This window comes from Streptomyces sp. G7(2002), from assembly GCF_028870195.1.
GTDB lineage: Bacteria > Actinomycetota > Actinomycetes > Streptomycetales > Streptomycetaceae > Streptomyces > Streptomyces nigrescens.
Map to the genome: position 1 here is coordinate 7,060,461 of NZ_CP102609.1, position 21,400 is coordinate 7,081,860.

At 69.1% G+C, this 21,400-nt stretch carries 18 protein-coding genes and 1 pseudogene; 12 read left to right on the top strand and 7 right to left on the bottom strand.

Annotated features, from left to right (window positions below; all coding sequences use genetic code 11):
• Positions 1-43: 43 nt before the first annotated feature.
• The 4 genes from NUT86_RS30115 (at position 44) to NUT86_RS30130 (ending at position 5,537) form a co-directional block, all read left to right on the top strand.
• Complete coding sequence (locus tag NUT86_RS30115; protein WP_026170217.1) at positions 44-808, top strand: NUDIX hydrolase; 765 nt, start codon at positions 44-46, stop codon at positions 806-808.
• An 824-nt stretch (positions 809-1,632) separates the two neighbouring features.
• Positions 1,633-2,634: a FadR/GntR family transcriptional regulator gene (locus NUT86_RS30120; protein ID WP_037743267.1), complete on the top strand. Its 1,002-nt coding sequence runs from the start codon at positions 1,633-1,635 to the stop codon at positions 2,632-2,634.
• Between the two features lie 403 nt (positions 2,635-3,037).
• Positions 3,038-4,591, top strand: a complete 1,554-nt coding sequence (locus NUT86_RS30125; RefSeq protein ID WP_266446002.1) for an RNA polymerase sigma factor — start codon at positions 3,038-3,040, stop codon at positions 4,589-4,591.
• Between the two features lie 136 nt (positions 4,592-4,727).
• Positions 4,728-5,537, top strand: a complete 810-nt coding sequence (locus tag NUT86_RS30130; RefSeq protein ID WP_274738454.1) for a serine protease — start codon at positions 4,728-4,730, stop codon at positions 5,535-5,537.
• A 123-nt stretch (positions 5,538-5,660) separates the two neighbouring features.
• Here NUT86_RS30130 and NUT86_RS30135 read toward each other — a convergent pair whose 3' ends face one another.
• Entirely contained in the window at positions 5,661-5,891 is a 231-nt protein-coding gene (locus NUT86_RS30135; RefSeq protein ID WP_006602664.1) for a DUF7455 domain-containing protein, read from the bottom strand.
• 442 nt (positions 5,892-6,333) lie between these two features.
• On the opposite strand from NUT86_RS30135, the gene NUT86_RS30140 reads away from it, so the two are divergent.
• The 6 genes and pseudogenes from NUT86_RS30140 to NUT86_RS30165 all read left to right on the top strand — a co-directional run bounded on the left by NUT86_RS30140 (position 6,334) and on the right by NUT86_RS30165 (position 12,153).
• Positions 6,334-8,454: a DNA gyrase/topoisomerase IV subunit B gene (locus tag NUT86_RS30140; RefSeq protein ID WP_093641331.1), complete on the top strand. Its 2,121-nt coding sequence runs from the start codon at positions 6,334-6,336 to the stop codon at positions 8,452-8,454.
• Positions 8,455-8,533: 79 nt separating this feature from the next.
• Positions 8,534-8,860 carry a hypothetical protein gene (locus tag NUT86_RS30145; RefSeq protein WP_159485801.1) on the top strand — a complete coding sequence of 109 codons (327 nt, stop codon included), beginning with the start codon at positions 8,534-8,536 and terminating at the stop codon, positions 8,858-8,860.
• 181 nt (positions 8,861-9,041) lie between these two features.
• A pseudogene (locus NUT86_RS30150) lies at positions 9,042-9,746 on the top strand (sensor histidine kinase); the annotation flags it as partial.
• Complete coding sequence (locus NUT86_RS30155) at positions 9,741-9,959, top strand: hypothetical protein (protein ID WP_342456290.1); 219 nt, start codon at positions 9,741-9,743, stop codon at positions 9,957-9,959. The pseudogene NUT86_RS30150 and the gene NUT86_RS30155, both read left to right, overlap by 6 nt.
• A gap of 95 nt (positions 9,960-10,054) precedes the next feature.
• On the top strand, positions 10,055-10,552 hold the full coding sequence (locus NUT86_RS30160) for a DUF485 domain-containing protein (RefSeq protein ID WP_148588733.1): 498 nt from the start codon (positions 10,055-10,057) through the stop codon (positions 10,550-10,552).
• Positions 10,549-12,153, top strand: coding sequence for a solute symporter family protein (locus NUT86_RS30165; protein WP_018093426.1), 1,605 nt, complete (start codon positions 10,549-10,551; stop codon positions 12,151-12,153). Before NUT86_RS30160 ends, NUT86_RS30165 begins: the two co-directional genes overlap by 4 nt.
• 86 nt (positions 12,154-12,239) lie before the next feature.
• On the opposite strand, the gene NUT86_RS30170 is transcribed toward NUT86_RS30165, so the two are convergent.
• The 6 genes from NUT86_RS30170 to NUT86_RS30195 form a co-directional block, all read right to left on the bottom strand.
• Positions 12,240-12,857, bottom strand: coding sequence for a GNAT family N-acetyltransferase (locus NUT86_RS30170; protein WP_159485799.1), 618 nt, complete (start codon positions 12,855-12,857; stop codon positions 12,240-12,242).
• A 102-nt stretch (positions 12,858-12,959) separates the two neighbouring features.
• Positions 12,960-13,634, bottom strand: a complete 675-nt coding sequence (locus NUT86_RS30175) for a DUF7342 family protein (protein WP_018093427.1) — start codon at positions 13,632-13,634, stop codon at positions 12,960-12,962.
• Positions 13,631-15,286 (bottom strand): ATP-binding protein, encoded by a 1,656-nt coding sequence (locus NUT86_RS30180; RefSeq protein ID WP_274740669.1) that lies wholly within the window; start codon positions 15,284-15,286, stop codon positions 13,631-13,633. The genes NUT86_RS30175 and NUT86_RS30180 overlap by 4 nt, the downstream gene beginning before the upstream one ends.
• Before the next feature lie 396 nt (positions 15,287-15,682).
• Complete coding sequence (locus NUT86_RS30185; protein WP_159485795.1) at positions 15,683-15,829, bottom strand: hypothetical protein; 147 nt, start codon at positions 15,827-15,829, stop codon at positions 15,683-15,685.
• Between the two features lie 589 nt (positions 15,830-16,418).
• The gene (locus tag NUT86_RS30190) at positions 16,419-17,417 is read right to left on the bottom strand and encodes a sucrase ferredoxin (RefSeq protein ID WP_159485793.1); all 999 of its coding nucleotides are present in this window, start codon (positions 17,415-17,417) and stop codon (positions 16,419-16,421) included.
• Positions 17,418-17,609: 192 nt separating this feature from the next.
• Entirely contained in the window at positions 17,610-18,857 is a 1,248-nt protein-coding gene (locus NUT86_RS30195) for a citrate/2-methylcitrate synthase (RefSeq protein WP_266445983.1), read from the bottom strand.
• Positions 18,858-18,970: 113 nt separating this feature from the next.
• Here NUT86_RS30195 and NUT86_RS30200 point away from each other — a divergent pair, with 113 nt between their 5' ends.
• Both NUT86_RS30200 and NUT86_RS30205 read left to right on the top strand, forming a co-directional pair.
• Positions 18,971-20,140: a citrate synthase/methylcitrate synthase gene (locus NUT86_RS30200; RefSeq protein ID WP_274738455.1), complete on the top strand. Its 1,170-nt coding sequence runs from the start codon at positions 18,971-18,973 to the stop codon at positions 20,138-20,140.
• A gap of 97 nt (positions 20,141-20,237) precedes the next feature.
• A complete protein-coding gene (locus tag NUT86_RS30205; protein WP_274738456.1) occupies positions 20,238-21,389 on the top strand; it encodes a CobW family GTP-binding protein in 1,152 nt (383 codons plus the stop codon).
• The last annotated feature ends 11 nt before the right edge of the window (positions 21,390-21,400 follow it).

Genomic DNA, 21,400 nt, shown 5'->3' on the forward strand with positions numbered 1-21,400 from the left:
TTCGGGCCTGTTTATCGTCAGGCGGACGACTATGATCACGCCCATGCCTCCCTACGACCCGTCGGCCTTCCCGCCCTTCGCTGTCACCGTCGACCTGGTCGTGCTCACCGTGCGCCGCCACGCCCTGTGCGCGCTGGCCGTGCGCCGCGGTGAGCCGCCGTTCCAGGGCCGTTGGGCCCTGCCCGGTGGATTCGTCCGGGCCGATGAGGACCTCGAGGGCGCGGCCGCCCGGGAGCTCGCCGAGGAGACCGGTCTGCACCCCCAGTCCCCGGCGGGCTCGTCGCCCGTCTACGGCGCACACCTCGAGCAGCTCGCCACGTACGGCGACCCCAAGCGGGACCCCCGGATGCGGGTGGTCAGCGTCGCGCACCTGGTCCTCGCCCCCGACCTGCCCGCTCCCAAGGCCGGCGGCGACGCACACAGCGCACGCTGGGCACCGGTCGAGACCCTCCTGGAGCAGGACGACATCCACACCCGGGAGGGCGAGCTGGCGGCCCCGCTCGCCTTCGACCACGCCCGGATCCTCGGCGACGGCGTGGAGCGCGCCCGCTCGAAGATTGAATACTCCTCGCTGGCCACGGCCTTCTGCCCGCCCGAGTTCACCGTCGGCGAGCTGCGCCGGGTGTACGAGGCGGTCTGGGGCGTCGCCCTCGACCCCCGCAACTTCCACCGCAAGGTGACCGGTACCCCCGGGTTTCTGGTTCCCACCGGCGGCACGACGACGCGTCAGGGTGGCCGCCCCGCACAACTGTTCAGAGCCGGTGGGGCGACGCTGCTCAACCCGCCGATGCTGCGCCCTGAGGTCTGAGGCCGGGGTGCGGCTCCAGGCACTGTGGGGCCGAAGTTCACCCGCGGTGACACGACGAACCGTCAAAATGGAACAATTGCGAGACAATAGGACATATTGCGGTACCTTGGCCGGGTGAGTCCTCTCGTGTCCCCCACAGCTCCCGACCGGCCTCACGCCCCACGAGGGGTGCGATGCCTCGCACTGCCGAGCCGCCCGGCGATCCCCATGGCTTGCGGCCGGCTGCCGGCCGCGCGCCCGGTCGTCCAACGCCGCTCGACCGGGGCGCCACCTCTCTGGCGCCCGGCCCGTGCGAACTGCGTCCGACGACCCTGACGCGTCGCCCCGCGCGCCCCTGCTTCCTGCTCACCCGCCCTCGGCCCCGACGTCCCCCTTGGGTGGTCTGCGTCGCCGGTGCCATCGAGTGGCCTTTTCGTGGCGTCAGTTGGGCGCGCTGTCGACCGACTGAGCCCCACCGCGAGTGCGGGGTATCGGCGTATTCCGTTCCCCCGTAATGGGATTGCCTGTGGCGCCTCTCATAACGCCTCTCCTGGGGTCGTCCTGCCGTTCAGGCGTCGCGTCAAGAGTCCGTTCGGAATCGACCAAGGTGCCTCTGTTCGTGATGCGACTCACGCGCCAACCCGTGTGTGGTGCAACGGTGTTGTCGCCGACCGGTCTGGTCTGCGGCGATGTCTCCGCGGTGCCGGGTGGCTTCAGCTGCTGATCGGGAAATGCATATGTTTTGGCGTCCTGTTGTTGTGGCTGCTGTCCACAACTCGCCTGGGAGAGCGCATTTCTTTCCGATAAAGCGTCAATTCGGGGATGGGGGGCGATCACCCTTTCGTGTGCTTTTCACCAAAGACCTCAAGGGTGTTCAGGGTGTCGCCGACAAAAGATGCGTGAGTACCCTTGCGCACACCATGATGACCGCGGCTCGCCCCGGCGACACCGGCCTCGCAGGCCCGGGCGAGCTCGACCGCTACCCCTACGCCAACGCGGCCAACGCCGCGAACGCCAACAACGCAGCCGGCCAGGACCGTGCCGAGCGGGTTTCGCAGGTCTGGGACGGCTCCGAAGCAGACATCGGCCGGGTCGGCCGTCGCGCGGCCGGCAGTCGCGGCCGCGGCCTGCACGGCCAACTCGTCCAGCAGCTCGGCCAGATGATCGTCTCCGGCGATCTCGGCGCCGACCGCCCGCTCGTCCCCGAGGAGATCGGCCAGCGCTTCGAGGTCTCCCGCACCGTCGTCCGCGAGTCGCTGCGAGTCCTCGAGGCCAAGGGCCTCGTCAGCGCCCGCCCGAACGTGGGCACCCGAGTGCGCCCGGTCAGCGACTGGAACCTCCTCGACCCCGACATCATCGAATGGCGGGCCTACGGGCCACAGCGCGACGACCAGCGCCGCGAGCTGTGTGAGCTGCGCTGGACGATCGAGCCCCTCGCCGCCCGGCTCGCCGCCGGCCACGGCCGTGAGGACATCCAGCAGCGGCTGGCGGACATGGTCGAGATCATGGGCCACTCCGCGGCCCAGGGCGACACCATGACCTTCTCCCGCGCCGACGCCGAGTTCCACTCGCTGCTGCTGCAGCTCGCCGGCAACCGCATGCTCGAGCACCTCTCGGGCATCGTCTCCGCCGCCCTGCACGTCTCCGGTGGCCCCGGCGGCGGCTGCGAGCGACCGGTCGAGACGTCCGTGGGCCAGCACATGCGGGTCGTCGACGCCATCGGATCCGGCGACGCCACGGCGGCCGAATCCGCGATGCGGCAGCTCCTCGCCGCCCACGGCGAGGCCGTCGGCCAGGGCTCCGGGACGCCCGTGGACCACGTCGTCCCCGCGCCCCGCGAGCACTGAAGGCCGTACCCGACCGCGTACGGACTGTAGGCGCCGCGCGTCCCCCGTGCCCTGCACACCCCTCCGGGCAGGGCACGCCGTACGCGGCGATGGCGCACGAGATCGCCGGATCCGGGTCGTCGACCGGATCCGGCGAGAGACCTTGGGAGGGTTGCATGTCATATGACTGGGAATGGGTCGTTATGGGGTGTGACTCGGGCCACGCAGATTGGGCGTAACGCTCTTCAGGGAAGCGCGATGACTTAAGAGGTGATAGCCGAGGAGGGAATACGAGCGGCGTTCGTGACGCTGTTCAACTCCCCGGTTGCCCCTGCGCCGTCGGTCCATCCCCACCGGCGGTCGTCGGCTCCGATCCACACAGGACGGGGTCGGAAGCCGTTTCCATCGTTCCGAGAGGTTGTTCGTGTCGGCCAGCACATCCCGTACGCTCCCGCCGGAGATCGCCGAGTCCGAGTCTGTGATGGCGCTCATCGAGCGGGGAAAGGCAGATGGGCAGATCGCCGGCGATGACGTGCGTCGGGCCTTCGAGGCTGACCAGATTCCGCCAACCCAGTGGAAGAACGTTCTGCGCAGCCTCAACCAAATCCTCGACGAGGAGGGTGTGACGCTGATGGTCAGTGCCGCAGAGGCGCCCAAGCGCACCCGCAAGAGCGTCGCAGCGAAGAGTCCGGCGAAGCGCACCGCCACCAAGACCGTCGCGGCGAAGGCCGCCACGGTCAAGAAGACCACCGCAGCCGCGGCGCCCGCCCCCGTGGCGGACCCGTCGGCCGGTGAGTCCGAGTCCGCGCCTGCGAAGAAGGCTGCGGCGAAGAAGGCGACCGCCAAGAAGACGGTCGCGAAGAAGACCACGGCCAAGAAGGCCACCGCGAAGAAGACGACGTCCAAGAAGGACGTCGACGAGCTGCTCGACGACGACGTGACCGAGGAGACCCCGGCGCCCGGTAAGGGCGAAGCACCCGAGGCCGCCGAGGGCGCGGAGAACGCCGGCTTCGTCCTGTCCGACGATGACGAGGACGACGCCCCTGCCCAGCAGGTCGCCGCGGCCGGCGCCACCGCCGACCCGGTCAAGGACTACCTCAAGCAGATCGGTAAGGTCCCGCTCCTCAACGCCGAGCAGGAGGTCGAGCTCGCCAAGCGCATCGAGGCGGGCCTGTTCGCCGAGGACAAGCTGGCGAACTCCGACAAGCTCGCCCCGAAGCTCAAGCGCGAGCTCGAGATCATCGCTGAGGACGGCCGCCGGGCGAAGAACCACCTCCTGGAGGCCAACCTCCGTCTGGTCGTCTCCCTGGCCAAGCGGTACACGGGCCGCGGCATGCTCTTCCTGGACCTGATCCAGGAGGGCAACCTCGGTCTGATCCGTGCGGTCGAGAAGTTCGACTACACCAAGGGCTACAAGTTCTCGACCTACGCGACGTGGTGGATCCGCCAGGCCATCACCCGCGCCATGGCCGACCAGGCCCGTACGATCCGTATCCCCGTCCACATGGTCGAGGTCATCAACAAGCTCGCGCGCGTCCAGCGCCAGATGCTCCAGGACCTGGGCCGTGAGCCCACCCCGGAGGAGCTGGCCAAGGAGCTCGACATGACCCCTGAAAAGGTCATCGAGGTCCAGAAGTACGGCCGTGAGCCGATCTCGCTGCACACCCCGCTGGGTGAGGACGGCGACAGCGAGTTCGGTGACCTCATCGAGGACTCCGAGGCGGTCGTCCCGGCCGACGCGGTCAGCTTCACGCTTCTGCAGGAGCAGCTGCACTCGGTGCTGGACACCCTCTCCGAGCGCGAGGCCGGCGTCGTGTCCATGCGCTTCGGCCTCACCGACGGCCAGCCCAAGACGCTGGACGAGATCGGCAAGGTCTACGGCGTCACGCGTGAGCGGATCCGCCAGATCGAGTCGAAGACGATGTCGAAGCTGCGTCACCCGTCGCGCTCCCAGGTGCTGCGCGACTACCTCGACTAGTCCCACCCGTCCGGACGGCATCACGAGCCCGGTCCCTCCTAGCCGGAGGGGCCGGGCTCGCGCCCGTCCGGGTGCGAGGGGCGGCCGATTGGGTCACTCTGGGTATGCGCGTACTGCCTCAGAGTCAGGAGTCCGAATGCGTCCGATCGTCCCCGCTGCCCTCGGAGCCCTTGCGCTGGCCCTCGCGCTGCCGACGCCGGCGGCCGCGGACGAGTCGGTGATCGGTGGAAAGCCCGCACCGCTGTCGCACAGTCCTTGGGCGGTGGCTCTGGCTTCCCATGAGCGTTTCGGGGCCCAGCGCTCGGGACAGTTCTGCGGCGGCGTACTCGTCGGGCATTCGACGGTGGTGACGGCGGCGCACTGTCTGAGCAAGGAGGTGCTGGGCGTCCCCTGGCGCCAGGTACGGGACCTGAGGATCGTCGTCGGACGCGACAACCTTGCCGGCGGCGGCGGACAGGAGCTCAAGCCTGCGAAGATCTGGGTCAACCCGCGCTACAACAGTTGGACGAACGACGGCGACATGGCTGTCCTCACGCTCGACAAGCCGCTCCCGAACCGGCCCATCCTGATGGCTGGACGACATGACAGCGCCTACCGGCCGGGCAATGCGGCCACCGTGTACGGGTGGGGCGACACCACAGGCGGGGGCAGCTATGCGTCACGCCTGCGTGCGGCGCACGTCAATGTGCTGCGTGATGCGGTCTGTGCGCGGGCCTATCCGGGCAGTGCCGACGGCAAATACAGGGCGCAATCGATGCTGTGCGCGGGGGAGCCAGCCGGCGGCCGGGATGCCTGTCAGGGCGACAGTGGCGGGCCGCTCGTCGTGCACGGGCGGCTGGTGGGCCTGGTGTCGTGGGGGACCGGCTGCGGTCAGGCGGGCAGTCCGGGGGTCTATACGCGCGCCTCAGCGCTGCTCCCGGCCGTGTCCGCACACGGGGCCGGCTGAGCGGCGCGAGGAGCTGTCGGGCGTGTGTGAGCGTACGAGTGCGGGCGGTCTCCCCGGTGGTGCCGGGGAGACCGCCCGCGATACGGCGCTGGGCCGCTGCTCGCTCGTCGTGGATGCGAAGTGTCAGCGTTCCTCTTCGGACGCGGACGCCGGAGAAGCGGTCAGCCGCTCCGTCTCGTCCTGTATTTCCGCGGCGATCTTCTTGAGTTCTGGCTCAAACTTGCGACCGTGGTGGGCGCAGAAGAGCAGTTCTCCGCCGGACATCAGGACGACGCGCAGGTATGCCTGGGCGCCGCAGCGGTCGCAGCGGTCAGCGGCCGTCAGCGGGCTCGCGGGTGTCAGAACAGTAGTCACGTCGCCTCTTCTCTAGCTCGACGAGCTGTCGTACCAGGGTCAACATCCAACCAGGCCGAAAACGTTCCCGCTCGTGCCTTTTCCTCGAAAAAATTCTTCGAGGGGGCCGGGTGCTGCCGGGTGGCGGCGAATGAGCCGTATTGCTTGGTGGTCTGATTCACGTTGGTTGTTGGTCTGTCCTCCCGGCCGGCTTGCCGGTTGTTGATGAGGACGTGCCCGGAGCCTAAATGGTTCATGCCTCGAAGGGAACGTGATGTGCACGTCACTCGGACGTCACCCCAACGAGGGATCGAACGTACGAGCGAAATTCTACTACCATGGTCGTGCTTACGGGTGGCGTCACATCGGCTCTACCAGGCCTCGGTACCCTCTGACCGGCGACACCGCCACAACCGAGTCCGCGGAATGCGGACTGCCAGAAATTCAGCGAGGAGCGAACCGCGTGACCGCCGAGATGTCCGTGCCGTCCACCGCAGTGCTGACCGGGGCAGACCGGGACGGTTCCAACTACACCGCGCGGCATCTGCTCGTCCTCGAGGGGCTCGAAGCCGTCCGCAAGCGCCCCGGCATGTATATCGGCTCGACGGACAGCCGGGGACTGATGCACTGCCTCTGGGAGATCATCGACAACTCCGTCGATGAGGCACTGGGCGGCTACTGCGACCACATCGAGGTGATCCTCCACGACGACGGGTCGGTGGAGGTCAGGGACAACGGCCGCGGCATCCCAGTGGATGTCGAGCCCAAGACAGGTCTCAGCGGCGTCGAGGTCGTGATGACCAAGCTGCACGCCGGCGGAAAGTTCGGCGGCGGCTCGTACGCGGCCTCCGGCGGTCTGCACGGTGTCGGCGCCTCGGTCGTCAACGCCCTGTCCGCCCGGCTGGACGTCGAGGTGGACCGCAGCAGCAAGACGCATTCGATCAGCTTCCGCCGCGGCGTCCCCGGCATCTTCACCGAATCGGGCCCCGACGCCCCGTTCGACCCGGGCAACGGCCTGCTCAAGGGCAAGCGGATCGCCAAGACGAAGACCGGCACCCGGGTGCGCTACTGGGCCGACCGGCAGATCTTCCTCAAGGACGCCAAGCTCTCCCTGGAGACGCTGCACGCCCGCGCCCGCCAGACGGCCTTCCTCGTGCCGGGCCTGACCCTCGTGGTCCGTGACGAGCGCGGCATCGACGGTGCCGGAAAGACTGAAGAGACGTTCCGCTACGACGGCGGCATCAGCGAATTCTGCGAGTACCTCGCGCAGGACAAGGCCGTCTGCGATGTGCTCCGGCTGAGCGGCCAGGGCACCTTCAAGGAGACCGTGCCGGTCCTCGACGATCGCGGTCACATGACACCGACCGAGGTCACCCGGGAACTGGGCGTCGATGTCGCGCTGCGCTGGGGCACCGGCTACGACGCGACGGTGAAGTCGTTCGTCAACATCATTGCGACGCCCAAGGGCGGCACCCACGTCTCCGGCTTCGAGCGATCGGTCGCCAAGACGGTCAACGAGGTGCTGCGGTCGAGCAAGCTGCTGCGCGTCGCCGAGGACGACGTCGTCAAGGACGACGCCATGGAGGGGCTCACCGCCGTCGTGACCGTACGACTCGCGGAGCCCCAGTTCGAGGGCCAGACCAAGGAGGTGCTCGGCACCTCCGCCGCCTCGCGGATCGTCGCCCAGGTGGTGAGCAAGGAACTCAAGGCGTTCCTGACCTCCACCAAGCGGGACGACAAGCAGCAGGCGCGCTCCGTCATGGAGAAGATCGTCGCCGCGGCCCGTACCCGCATCGCCGCCCGTCAGCACAAGGAGGCCCAGCGGCGGAAGACGGCGCTGGAGTCCTCCTCGCTGCCGGCCAAGCTCGCGGACTGCCGCAGCGACGATGTCGACCGCAGCGAGCTGTTCATCGTCGAGGGAGACTCGGCGCTGGGTACCGCCAAGCTGGCACGGAATTCGGAGTTCCAGGCCTTGCTGCCGATCCGCGGCAAGATTCTGAATGTCCAGAAGTCATCGGTTTCGGACATGCTCAAGAACGCCGAGTGCGGCGCCATCATCCAGGTCATAGGGGCCGGATCCGGCCGTACCTTCGACATCGACACCGCCCGCTACGGCAAGGTCATCTTCCTGGCCGACGCGGACGTCGACGGTGCCCATATCCGCTGCCTGCTGCTGACCCTCTTCCAGCGCTACATGCGCCCGATGGTCGAACAGGGCCGAGTGTTCTCCGCCGTCCCACCCCTGCACCGCGTCGAACTGATCAATCCCAAAAAGGGCCAGGAAAAGTACATCTACACGTACTCGGACAACGAACTGCGCCAGACCCTGCTCGAACTCCAGCGCAAGAAGGTCCGCTACAAGGACAGCATCCAGCGCTACAAGGGCCTGGGTGAGATGGACGCCGACCAGCTCGCTGAGACGACCATGGACCCGCGCCACCGCACCCTGCGTCGTATCAACATCAGCGATCTCGAAGCGGCGGAGAAGGCCTTCGACCTCCTGATGGGCAACGAAGTCGCCCCCCGTAAGGAGTTCATCACCAACTCCGCGTCCACTCTGGACCGTTCGCGTATCGATACCTAAGGGGGCTTGCAGCTCCCGACGGGCGCCTGTCCACCCAGGGGCGGAGGGGCGCCCGTCGCCGTTTCCACCCGGGCCCACCATGGCTCTGATCTGGACGGCAGCGCTGCTCGGCCTGGAGTTCCTGATCGGCTGGTCTGCGGCGCCGGCTGGGCCTGGAGGATTGTGCATCTGGGCGGACGAGGGTGGCACGGTGTGGACCACGGGCGGCTGGGCGGCGGTCGGCGTGTGGCTCTGTGGTCCGGTGCTGCGCATCGGTCTCATGGGCATCGCAGCGGCCATGGGCATCCATCGGGGCAGCGCGGCCACCATGCTCTCCGTGGCCGCAATGCTGCTGACCTGCGCGGGGGCCACCACCTGGCGGGGCCGGGCGGTGCAGCACACGCGCGGTGTCCTGCTCCCGGCTTGAGGCCGTGAACACGCCGCGGAAGGACCGTACGTGCCGCTGAACGCCTGGACGAGCTGACCGCTGCACGAGTCGCTGTCCCGTGAAGACATCAGCAGCGCCCGGATGTGGATCCGCCGGGCAGTGCGTCTCCTGATGGTCGCGGCGCTCGTGTGGACCGCCCTGGCGGGGTCGGCCTTCACCGGCTTGGGGCCTGGCGCTGGCGGGCTACGTCGTACGGCTGGACGCCGAGGCGCGCGGTAGCAGCACCCAGCGGCTTCTGGCTCAGGAACGGGTGGCGAGGAAGACTGAGGCCGAATCGGTGGCGCTCGTCGAGCGCGGGCGGATCGCACGGGAGACCGCGACGTGCTCGCCCACAGCCTCAGCGCCCAACTGGTGCACCTGGAGGCGGCGCGGCTGCTGATTCAGCGCAACACCGACCTCGAGGCTGACCGCGACCAGCTCCTGGAGCGGTGGCGGCGTGCCGGGGATGGCCCGTGAAGGGCTAGAAGGTACCCGTGAGGCGCTTTCTGCGCTGCGCGGGGAGATGATCCCGGTCGAGGGCTTTCCGCGCCGTCTGGCCGCCGCTGAGGCGCTCAGCGGCATGTGACGGGCGAGGTCCGCGCCGTGCCGGGCGAAGCGGGCCTCGCGTCCGCAGGGTCGCCCAGGAGGCGCTGACGAACGTGCGCAAGCACACTCCGGGCGACCGGGTGAGCGTGCGGCTGGAGTACGGGACGGACGACGTGGGGCTCGAGGCGCGCGACTTCGGTGGCCGTGGCACGCCTGGTGAACTCGCCAAGAGCGGCTCCGGGTGTGTTCTGCTCGGGATGCGGGGGCGCGCGGAACTCCTCAGCGGAACGCTGGAGTCCGGCTCCGATCGAGCGGTTTCGTAGCGAGGTTGCGGGTGCCCGCATGTCTTCCCGCTCTCCAGGCCGGCGCACGCGGTTACCTGACTAAGGACGCCGACGGCGACGAGCTCGTCCGTGCCATCGACGATGTGCTCTCGGGCGAGGCCGGTCTGCGCCCAGGATCCAGCAAAGCGGGGTTACGGGGCCGGGCCCAGGCCATCCACTACGTGTGCCGCCACGGCCTCGCACAGCCGCCCGGGCAGCCCATCACCTGATGGGGTGAAGGATTCGCAATGAAGAGTCCAGGATCTTCCTTTCTGTCCACCCTTGGGCCGCACGGACAACAGACCTGTGCATCAAGGAGAGTTCGGTGGACAAGCAGGACGGCCGCTCGGTCGGTGAGCCAGGGGCCCTACGGCTCGAAGACCCCTGGTACGACGCTCTCGCCTCCGGGTGGGGCGAACGGGACGACGCGGCGGAGACAACGGACGTGTGGGGTGGCACGCAGCCACCGCCGCCGGTACCGGAACCGCAGTCTGCGCCGCACGACGAGGTCTATCTGGCGGTGCAGCGAAGCGCGGCCTTCCAGGAGGTGCGCCGCCGCTACCGGCGGTTCGTCCTGCCCGGCACGGTGGTCTTTCTGGGCTGGTACCTCGCCTATGTGATCGCGGCGACCGCCGCGCCGGACCTCATGGCCCACCGCGTCGCCGGTGCCCTGAACATCGCGATGCTCGCCGGACTCGGCCAGTTCGCCACCACCTTCCTGCTCACCTGGGCGTACGCGCGCCATGCCCGGCTGCGCAGGGACAGTGCGGCGCTCGACATCCGCTGGGAAACCCAGGAACTGACCGGAGGGAACATCCGGTGACCGGTGACCACCAGACCCTCGCGCTGCTCCTGTTCAGCGTGTTCATCGTCGTCACCCTGGCGATCACCACCTGGGTGAGCCGCCGCAGGCGCGGTTCCACCGAGGAGTTCTACGCGGGCGGAAGACTGTTCTCGCCCATGGAGAACGGATTCGCCATCGCGGGGGACTACATGTCTGCCGCTTCCTTCCTCGGCATCTCCGGACTGATCGCCCTCTTCGGATACGACGGCCTGCTGTACTCGGTCGGCTTCCTCGTTGCCTGGCTCATCGTCTTGTTCCTTGTCGCCGAACTGGTCCGCAACTGCGGCAGGTTCACCCTCGCCGATGTCGTCGCCGCCCGGATGCGGGAACGCCCCGTCCGTATCGCCGCCGGCGCAGCCTCCGTCACCGTGTCCGTGCTCTACCTGGTGGCGCAAATGGTCGGTGCCGGCAGTCTGGTCGCCCTGCTCGTGGGGAGCGCGGGCCAGCAGGCCCGTACCTGGATGGTGATCGGGGTCGGCGCCCTGATGGTGGTCTACGTCGCCTTCGGCGGCATGCGGGCCACGACCTGGATCCAGGTCGTCAAAGCCGTACTCCTCATGGGCGGCGCCGTCGCGCTGACCGTCCTGGTACTGGCCCGCTTCCACGGCGACATCAACGAGCTGCTGAACACCGCCGCCGAACGCAGCGGCCACGGCCGCGACTTCCTCGCGCCCGGCCTCAAATACGGCGGCGACTGGACCTCGCGCCTCGACTTCATCAGCCTCGGCATCGCGCTCGTCCTGGGCACTGCCGGACTGCCGCACATCCTCTCCCGCTTCTACACCGTCCCCACGGCGCGCGCCGCCCGTCGCTCCGTCGTCTGGTCCATCGGTCTGATCGGTGGGTTCTACTTGATGACCATCGTGCTCGGGTTCGGTGCCGCTGCAGTACTCGGCAGCGACGCTGTCCGGGCGTCCAATACAGCCGGCAACACCGCCGTTCCGCTGCTGGCTCTCGATCTGGGAGGCGGCGCCGGTTCGACCGGAGGGACTGTGCTCTTCGCCGTGGTGGCCGCAGTCGCGTTCGCCACCATCCTGGCCGTGGTCGCAGGCATCACGCTCGCGTCGTCGGCCTCTGTGGCACACGACCTGTATGCCTCCCTACGGCGCCCACGTGGCACAGCACAGGACGCCCAGCGCGCCGAGGTGGCCGTGGCGCGTATCGCAGCGGTGGCCGTCGGCGCGGTCGCCATCGGTCTCGCCCTGCTTGCCCAGGACTTGAACGTGGCCTTCTTGGTAGGGCTGGCGTTCGCCGTCGCTGCGTCGGCCAATCTGCCGGTCCTGCTGTACACCCTCTTTTGGCGACGCTTCACGACCCGCGGCGCGGTGTGGTCCGTATACGGAGGTCTGATTCCTGCGATCACCCTGGTCGTCCTGTCACCGGTGGTCTCCGGGAGTCCGGAGTCGCTCTTCCCCGGACTGGATTTCGCCGTCTTCCCGCTCGACAACCCCGGCGTCGTATCGATCCCGCTGGGCTTCCTGATGGGCTGGCTGGGAACGGTGCTCTCCCCGGAGGCCGCCGACAAGGCACGGCACGCGGAAACGGAGGTACGGGCGCTCACGGGGGCGGGGGCGGCTTAGGGCGTACCCAATGGGGCAGTGGCGGACATGCTCTGAGACCGAAGGAGCAGACGGGGCCGGCCCCGTCTGCTCCTCCTGGACGGTTCTTAGACGCCAGGCGGGGGGCAGGGCTCGCGCCGCATGGCCCACAGCACCGGCCCGCCTCCCGGCAGTCGCACCTCCTCGCGCACGGTGAAGCCGAAGTGCTCGTAGATGGGGAGGTTGGACGGTTTGGAGGACTCCAGATAGGTGGGCAGGCCCGCTGCGTCGGCCTTGGCCAGCCCCGAGCGCAGCAGGGCTGCTCCGTGTCCCTGGCCCTGGGCGGCCGGGTCTGCGCCGATCACCGCCAGGTACCAGTGAGGTTCTTTCGGCGTGTGCTTGGCCGCTGACTCGACGGCATCGCGGAACAGCAGAGCCCGGTCACCGAGGATGTCCTGGAGCTCCTGGACGGTCTCCGCGTCAGGAACGGCCTTTGCCTGGCCCTCTGGCGGCACCCATAAGGCGGCCCCTGCGTCGGTGCGCTCGCACACGCCGTGGTGGACGTACTGCCGGGTGAAGAGTGTGGTGAAGTAACGGCCCAGCCCTGCCTCGCGAGAGGAATCGTCGGGGAAGAACCAGCGCATCATGGGGTCATCGTCGAAGGCGCATGCCAACGTGCGGCTGACCAGTTGAGCGTCGTCGAGCGTTGCCATCTTCGGGATGTTGGTTATCGGCACATAGGGCATTTTGCGCCCTCGGTGATCTCCGATGATCGGCGGGTGGTCCACTCGCGGGGTAGGACAAAGGAGCGGCCCGATAAGGGATTCACGGGATCCGTCGGAGAGCCTCTAGACCCACTCGTAGCGGTGCTCGGGGCGGCCGGTCTCGCCGTACCTGAGCGTGAGGCGCACCCGTCCGGCGCGTTCCAAGAGTTTGAGGTAGCGCTGGGCGGTCTGCCGGCTCAGTCCCGCCTGCAGGGCAACGTCCTGTGCGGACAGCGGGGCCTCCGCGGAGCGCAGCACTGAGCGCACACGGTCGGCGGTTGCGGTGGAGTGCCCCTTCGGCAACTCGGCCGATCCGGCGTTGGCAGCCCCCAACGCCCCGAAGATCCGGTCCACTTCGGACTGCTCCGCCTGCCCGCCGCCCGCAAATGTGCGGTGCAGCGCCGCGTAACCCTCCAGCTTGGAGCGCAGGCCCGCGAAGGTGAACGGCTTGACCAGGTACTGCAGCGCACCGTGGCGCATCGCCGCCTGCACGGTGGCGATATCGCGAGCCGCAGTCACCATGATCACGTCGGTGAGCAGCCCACGGCGCCGCAGCTCGCTGACCAGTTGGAGCCCTGTTCTGTCGGGGAGGTAGTGGTCCAGGAGGATCAGGTCGACGGGGTGGGTCTTGAGGGCGGTAAGGGCCTCTGCGGCGGTGTGCGCGAGGCAACTGACGCGGAATCCCTCGATTTTGGCGACGTATGCCGCATTGATTTTCGCGACGTGCACATCGTCGTCCACGACCAGTACATCGATCATCGGCCGGCCTCCGTGGCGCCTTGGGGGCGGTGAGTGCCCGCTGTGGCCCGACTGGTGGTGTGAATGCCGGTGACTGCTTCCTGCGGGGCTACCGCACGGGGCTCGGGAAGGTCATCGGAGAGTGCGTCGGGGACCGTCACGGTGAATACCGCACCGCCACCGGGGCGCTCGGCGACCTCGGCGTTACCTCCGTAGCGCTCGGCCAGTCGGCATACGAGTGCCAGGCCGATGCCGCGCTGTCCGTGGGCAGGCGGCTCCTTGGTCGTCCATCCTTCGGTGAAGATTTCCTCGCGCCGTTCCTCGGGCACGCCCGGCCCGTTGTCGCTGACGCGCACGATGGCGGTTCGGCCGTAAGCGCGGATCTCCGCCTCCAATTGGGCGTCGCGCTTGCCCGATGTGGCATCCAGGGCGTTGTCGACGAGGTTCCCGAGAATGGTGACCAGGCTGGGCGGGTCGACGAGGCGGTCGGGCAGGTGCGTCTCGGGGGAGATGCTCAAGGAGACGCCCCGCTCGGTGGCGACGGTGGCCTTGCCCACCAGGAGGGCGGCGATCAGCGGATCGTGGATGCGCTCGGTGACCTGCTCGGCGGTCGCGCGATGCACGCCCACCGCCTGGGTCACAAACTCCACGGCTTCCTCGTGCAACCCGAGTTCGAGCAGTCCGAGCAGGGTGTGCAGCCGGTTGGCGTGCTCGTGGTCCTGGGCGCGGAGGGCGTCGATGAGGCCACGGGTGCCGTCCAGTTCGCGGCCCAGCCGCTCCAGTTCGGTGCGGTCGCGCAGGGTGACCACGGCACCGCCGTCATCGGTCGGCATACGGTTTGCTACCAGGACCCGCTGTCCGCTGACGGCCAGTAGGTCCGGCCCCGAGACACGACCAACCAGCACATCGGTGGTGCGGCCCGGTGGCATGGCTGCTTCCAAGCGGTGCCCGGTGTCCTCGGTGCGGAGGTCCAGGAGGCGCTGCGCCTCGTCGTTCATGAGACGGATGCGGCCGTGTTTGTCGAGCGCGAGGAACCCCTCGCGGATGCCGTGCAACATGGCCTCCCGCTCGGCGAGCAGCGCCGAGATGTCGGAGAAGGCCAGATCGTGGGTGCGGCGCTGGAGGCGGCGGGAAACGAGATATGCGGCGAGCGCGCCCACGGCGAGCGCGCCGCCCGCGTAAGCGAGCAACTGGGGGACGGTGGAGAGCAGCCGTTCCTGCACGCTCTCGTACGCGATGCCGACGGAGACGGCGCCCACGACCGTGCCGTCCTCGTCACGGAGCGGGACCTTGCCGCGCGCGGACCGGCCGAGTGTGCCCTCGTCGATCTGCATGACCTCCTGACCGGAAAGTGCGGCGCTCGGGTCGGTCGAAACGTGGCGCCCGATCTCATCAGGGTCGGTGTGCGACCAGCGCACACCCCGCTTGTCCATGATCACCACGTACTCGGCACCGGTGGCGGCGCGAATCCGCTCCGCCTCGTTCTGCACGGGACCATGACGGGTCGGACGGGAGGCCTCCAGGGCATCGTCGAGGCGAGACCCGGCCGCGGTGGTCTGTGCGATGGCGAGAGCGCGGCGCATCGCCTGGTCGTCGAGCTGCGTACTGAGTGGGGCGAGGAACAGGCCGGTCGCCAGCGCTGTGACACCGGTGGCGATGGCCAGCTGCACCATCAGCACCTGGGAGAACACCCGCCGCGGCCAGCCCAGGCGTGGCCGGGTACGGCGCGGCAGCTTTGGGGCGGCCGACCCGTGGTTGGCCCGGGCCGTGGCCTCGACGGCCGGTCGGCTGTCGGCCGTGCGCGAGGCGCTGCCCGGCTTGCCGGCGGCGTCGGAGACCGGAGTATCGGCGGGAAACGGCGCGGAACCCGAGGGCTCTGCGCCGCTCGGGCGTGGAACCGACTCTTCCTTTTCGCCCATACGAACGAACAGTAAGCGTGGCGGCGGTCGGGCGGGAATCCCAGACAGGGGGAATTCGGAGGGTGTCCGGGCGGCGACTCGGATGTGACTCCGTCCAGCCCGGAGTTGGGAACCTGGGGTCGAGTGCATGCCCCGCCTGTTGCTGGCGTCTTAGCCCAAGGCGAACACCAAGATCCCCCACGCCATCACAATCGCCCATGTCACGACGCCAGCAGCCACCACGAGGATGATGGCGCGACTCACAGCCGCCATGGTCGGCTCGTCCTGCTCGGGGCTGTTGATCTCCGGTTCGTCCATGCGATCCCCCGAATAGGAGGTTACTGATGCGCCGGAGTCGTCGTCGGCCTGCTGATTGGCCCGGAGGCCGTACATCGCAGCGAAGGCGCAGGTCAGGCGCTCATCAGTGCGTCGGGGGAGAGGTGATGGGAGTTATCCACAGGCCTTTTGGCTGCGGAGTGTGCACGCTTAGCCTCGCATGGTGAAACCGAAAGGCCCTGCGCGGGGCGGTCAGGGGGCTGCCAGGGCGAGGGTGAGTCGCGCGACGGGTGCGCAGAAGGGAGCGGGCATGGGGTCGACGGGGGATGGCTGCGGGGCGTGGCGTGAGAGGTGGAAGAGGGCGGGCAGCGTGGCGTTCGGCCGCCGAGGCGGGGCTGTGGAGGCTCGGCGCAGTTGGTCAGTGCGTTTCCTCTGCCGCCTCACCTGGTCCTGGGATGGCCCCGCCCTTCCGGATAGCCGCGTCGGATCGGGCCATGCGTCAGGGGGCCGGGACGGCCATCGGCTCCCAGACGGCTATCGGTCCGGCGGGCGCGCGGTCCCGCACCGGCCGCGTGTGGTGCACGCGAAGGCTGCGGAAGGACTCGGCGACGGTCGGAGAAGGCTCGCGAGATCACCTAATGGAGGCCAGGGGCGTCCCGTGAAGCATGACGTTCGCAGCGGTGACAGAGACAACCGCCATGCGCGCCGGTGGACCGAGCGGCGCACCACAGCTAGCGGGCGCCGCAGCACCATCGGCCCGCTGTTCGACGGTGACCAGCCAGGTGCGCCCATCGGAGTGCGCGACGGTAACGGCCCAGGCAGGGGAGGCTTCCGCGACCGCCGAGCTGCCAGGCGTCCGGCTGTCGGCAGGCTTGGGTTCGAGCCACACCGTGTCGGTCCGTATGACGTCGAGTGCGTCCGCCCGATCCTCCCCGATCAGCCTGCGGACGGCAAGGTCAGCGGCCTGGCCCGGCCGGTCCCAGGCCGAGCGCCCACGGCAGTGGTCGCCCGTGATCCGTCCGTCGCGCGCCGCCTCCACGGCCTCCTTGACCAAGGGGGCCGACGCCCGTCCGTAGGCGTAGCCGTAGGGGAGGACGAAAAGCGTGGGGGAGAAGCGGTGGCCCCCGATGTGGGTGACCTCCCAGGTCTCGGTTCCGCAGGCGGCGAGCTCGGCTGCGAGCGGGCGGCCGAGCAGGGCGCAGCAGCGGTCCCGCTTGCCGTTGGTGCACACGAGGACCAGCGGTTCACCGATGTACGTCTCCCAGAGGCCGTCATGCTCTCCCGCACCCAGGGCCGCGAAGTCCAGGCTGAGGGCGGCCCGGGGGTCGGTGACGGTGGTCGTGCGGATCCAGGAGCGGCCCGGGGCGGTGTGCGCGAGGAAAAGGCGTCGCCTGGAGGTGCCGTGGCAGTCGGCGTGGCGTCCCGGCCGCCGGATCAGGGCGACGCGTACGCCCGTCCCCTCTGCCGCGGCCTCAAGGGCCCGGCCGACGTCAGGATCGAGGTGGCTGTCTGTCAGCGCGTGGGCTCCCCAGGGCCCTGTCTGCTCGATGAGCAGCCAGGTCCGGGCAGGTGCCGCGGTGCCGGCGAGAGATTCGGCCGATTCACGGGAAGCGGTGGCGCAAGTACTCACATAGGTGAGCCTAACCTCATCCGCTCGGCGCCGGATTTTGGGTGTGCGTCCAGGGACGATGACGAGCGGAGCGCCCCGAGGCGTAATGGGCGCCGCTCCGTGTGAGGTTCGGCGATGTCGATGCCGACCGAGCCGGTGCCGGCGATGTCAAGGCTGGCTCCGTTTCCCATCCCTGTGCTCGCAGGCCGCCTGTCACGGCAACGGTTGTGGCGGGCGGGGGCCGTGGTACTGGCCGCTGGGGCGCATGCGGAGAGGGTGTTCGGCGTATTCCTCCAGGGCGTGTGCGATCCAGCCTGCCGTGCGGGAGATGGCGAAGATGGTCTCGCCCGCCTCGGTCGGCATGCCCGTCGAGACGGTCAGAACGGCCAAGGCCAGGTCGACGTTGGCATGCAGCTCTGTATGGCGGGCCGTGGTGGTGATCACTTGACGGGCTGCTTCCAGGGCGGGGCGGGCCCGCGGTACGTCCTCCAGGAGCTGGAAGAGGGTGCGGGCTCGTGGGTCCTCGCCCGGATAGAGGCGGTGGCCGAGGCCCGGTACCTGGCGACCGGCCCGCAGGTGGTCGGCGACCACGGCGGCCGCGCTGCCCCGGTCCAGCACCTCCAACAGCATCCGGTGGGCGAGCCCGCTTGCTGCGCCGTGCAGCACGCCGTCCAGTGCCCCGAAGCCGGCCGAGACGATCGCGTACGGATGGGCGCGTGCGGAGGCGGCGACCCGGACCGCGAATGTCGAGGCGGCGAGGTCGTGGTCGATGAGCAGGACCAGAGCGGCGTCCAGGACGCGGAGCACCGCGGCGTCGGCCTGTTCGGCGGTCAGCCGTGACCAGAGGCGTGGTGCGAGTGAGTCGGCAGCTCCTTGCTGCGGGGCGTGGGACGGCAAGGCGTCGACGAGGGTCGGGATGAGGCTGCGTGCGGTGTCGACGACGGTGTCCTCGGACAGGTCGAAGCGCAGGGGGTCGGCTGCCGCGGCGGCGATCGCGGCTACCCGTAGCCGGTCCATCGGTCCGCTGTGGGCCGGCAGTGCTTGCACGGCTCGGCGGGCGGCGGACAGTGCGTCCTGCGGCGCCGTGAAGTGGATGCCGGGCCGCATGTCACCGGTCCACAGCCACTCGGCGACTTCCTCGTAGCTGTAGTGGGCGGCGAGTTCCGATGTGTCGACGCCGCGGAAGTAGCAGTGGTCGCGGTCGATCAGTGTGATGCCCGTACGGACCGCCAACTCGCCACCGGAGGTGGAAGGTTCGCGGCGTCCGGCACGGCGGGCGAGTGCGTCGACCTCCTTTGCGTCGAAGGTGCTGCCGCGGCCGCCGGGCTCGCGGCGGCTGGTGAGCTGGCCGCGGCTGACGTAGGCATACACCGTCTCCGGCTTCACGCCGAGCCGGTCGGCTGCTTCCCGGGTACTCAGCCGCTGCCCGCCCGTACCTTGCGCCGTTTCTCGATCCGCCATGAGGCCACCGTATCCAGACCCGTCCATATTGATTCAATCAACATTGACAACTATTGAGTCAAGCATAGACAGTCGGATCAATGTTCGGGTGAGGAAGAGCAAGGAGATCAGCCATGCCGACCGCCGAGGTGAAGGCACCGATCGACGCTCCCAGGGGGCTTGCGGGCGTCATCGTCACCGAGACTCAACTGGGCGACGTCCGGGGCACCGAGGGCTTCTACCACTACCGCCAGTACTCCGCCGTCGAGCTGGCCACGGCCCGCACCTTCGAGGACGTCTGGTACCTGATGTTCCACGGGGAGCTGTCCGACGCCGCGCAGCTGGCGGCGTTCAGGGCCGAGACCTCGGCCCTGCGCACACTGCCCGCGGCCGTACGTGACGCGCTGCCCGCCCTCGCCCGAGCCGGTGCACTTTCCGGTCCGCTCGCCGGGCTGCGCACCGCGCTGTCGCTGCTCGGTGCAACGGCGGGCTTCCGGCCGCTGTACGACATCGACGCCGGCCGCCGCCGTGCCGACGCGCTCGCCGCCTGCGCCGCCGTGCCGACCCTGATCACCGCGTTGCACCGGCTCGGCCAGGGCCTGCAACCCGTCGAGCCGCGCGCCGACCTCGGTCACGCGGCCAACTACCTGTACATGCTCACCGGTGACGAGCCGGAGCCGGAACAGGTCCGCGCCATCGAGGCGTATCTGATCTCCACCATCGACCACGGTTTCAACGCCTCGACCTTCACCGCGCGCGTCATCACCTCCACCGGCGCCGACCTCGCGGCCTGCCTCGTAGGCGCCGTCGGCGCGCTGTCCGGGCCGTTGCACGGCGGTGCGCCCAGCCGGGCACTGGACATGCTCGACGCCATCGGCACCCCTGACCGCATCGACTCCTGGATCCGCGACCGCGTACGGCGCGGTGACCGGATCATGGGGTTCGGGCATTCCGTCTACCGCACCGAGGACCCGCGTTCCCGGATGCTGCGAGGTATTGCCGAGCGCTTCGGTGGACCGCTGGTGGAATTCGCCGTCCAAGTGGAGGCGAGGGTCGAAGAGCTGCTGGCCGAGCTCAAGCCCGGCCGTGAGCTGCACATCAATGTGGAGCTCTACGCGGGTGTCGTCATGGAGCTGTGCGGACTGCCGCGTGAGATGTTCACGCCCACCTTCTGCGCGGCCCGGGTGGTCGGCTGGAGCGCCAACATCCTGGAGCAGGCCGAGGATTCGAAGATCATCCGTCCTGCGGCGCGGTATGTCGGACCTCCGCCGCCGCAGCCGCTGCCCGTCGTCGCGCCCCTTTAGCCGGGCCGGGCCCGCGTCGCCGGCGGTCCGTTACGATCGACAGCTCGTCCGCCGCCGGTCCGCGCGGCCCGCCACCCGCACCATGGAGGCGCTCCCCTTGGCCACGCAACAGATCCCGGTCGTCGTGCTCGCGGGCTTCCTCGGGTCGGGCAAGACCACCCTCCTCAACCATCTGCTCGGCAATGGCGACGGCACCCGTATCGGCGCGATCGTCAATGACTTCGGCAGCATCGAGATCGACGCCATGACCGTCGCCGGGCAGGTCGACTCGATGGTCTCGCTCGGTAACGGCTGTCTGTGCTGCGCGGTCGACACCAGCGAGCTGGACACCTACCTGGAGCGGCTGGCCCGCCCCTCCGCCCGTATCGACGTGATCGTCATCGAGGCCAGTGGGCTGGCCGAGCCCCAGGAACTCATCCGGATGATCCTCGCCAGCGACAACGACCGGATCGTCTACGGCGGGCTGATCGAGGTCGTCGACGCCGCGGAGTTCGACGACACCCGGGCCCGGCATCCCGAACTGGACCGGCATGTGGGCATCGCCGACATCGTGGTGCTCAACAAGGCCGATCGCATCGGCGACGCGGCGCGGCAGTCACTCATGGACACGCTCGCCGGCCTCGCTCCCGGCCGCCCGGTGATCTGCACCGCATACGGGCGGGTCGATCCCGAGCTGTTCTTCGACCGCGGACCGGGCGAGGACCACGACGCGGCCGTCCGCCAGCTGTCCTTCGAGGACCTGCTGCGTGAGGCCGCGGCAAACGGGGCGGCCGCCCACGACGCCCACGACGTCCGTGATGTTCATAACGCCGACGACTGCTGCGGCCACTCCGGCGATTGCGGCCACCCCGGCCATACCCACCACGCAGGCCACCTCCACGCCGCCTACGAGAGCGTGGAGTTCACCTCCGCCGAGCCGATGCACCCGCGCCGTCTCATGGACTTCCTCGACAGCCGCCCGGCCGGTCTCTACCGCATCAAGGGCTTCGTCCACTTCGACGTACCGGAGAACCGCCAGAAGTTCACGGTGCACGCCGTCGGTGACTTCCTGCGCTTCTACCCCGCGCCGTGGCCGAAGGGCGAGGAGCGGTGCACCCAGCTCGTCATGATCGGCAGTGGCATCGACGCCCCGGCCCTGCGCAAGGAGCTGGAGAGCTGCCGGCAGAGCGCGCCGTCGGAGGCCGATCCGAACAGCATGTGGGGCGTACTGCGGTACGTGGCAGCACGCGAGCAGGCGGAAGACGAGTGACGCCGCCGGGC

Coding starts and splice junctions, on each gene's coding strand:
- NUT86_RS30115 (WP_026170217.1), top strand. CDS start 44: ATGCCTCCCTACGACCCGTCGGCCTTCCCGCCCTTCGCTGTCACCGTC.
- NUT86_RS30130 (WP_274738454.1), top strand. CDS start 4,728: ATGCGTCCGATCGTCCCCGCTGCCCTCGGAGCCCTTGCGCTGGCCCTC.
- NUT86_RS30145 (WP_159485801.1), top strand. CDS start 8,534: ATGGCTCTGATCTGGACGGCAGCGCTGCTCGGCCTGGAGTTCCTGATC.
- NUT86_RS30170 (WP_159485799.1), bottom strand. CDS start 12,857: ATGCCCTATGTGCCGATAACCAACATCCCGAAGATGGCAACGCTCGAC.
- NUT86_RS30175 (WP_018093427.1), bottom strand. CDS start 13,634: ATGATCGATGTACTGGTCGTGGACGACGATGTGCACGTCGCGAAAATC.
- NUT86_RS30180 (WP_274740669.1), bottom strand. CDS start 15,286: ATGGTGCAGCTGGCCATCGCCACCGGTGTCACAGCGCTGGCGACCGGC.
- NUT86_RS30185 (WP_159485795.1), bottom strand. CDS start 15,829: ATGGACGAACCGGAGATCAACAGCCCCGAGCAGGACGAGCCGACCATG.
- NUT86_RS30195 (WP_266445983.1), bottom strand. CDS start 18,857: ATGGCGGATCGAGAAACGGCGCAAGGTACGGGCGGGCAGCGGCTGAGT.
- NUT86_RS30200 (WP_274738455.1), top strand. CDS start 18,971: ATGCCGACCGCCGAGGTGAAGGCACCGATCGACGCTCCCAGGGGGCTT.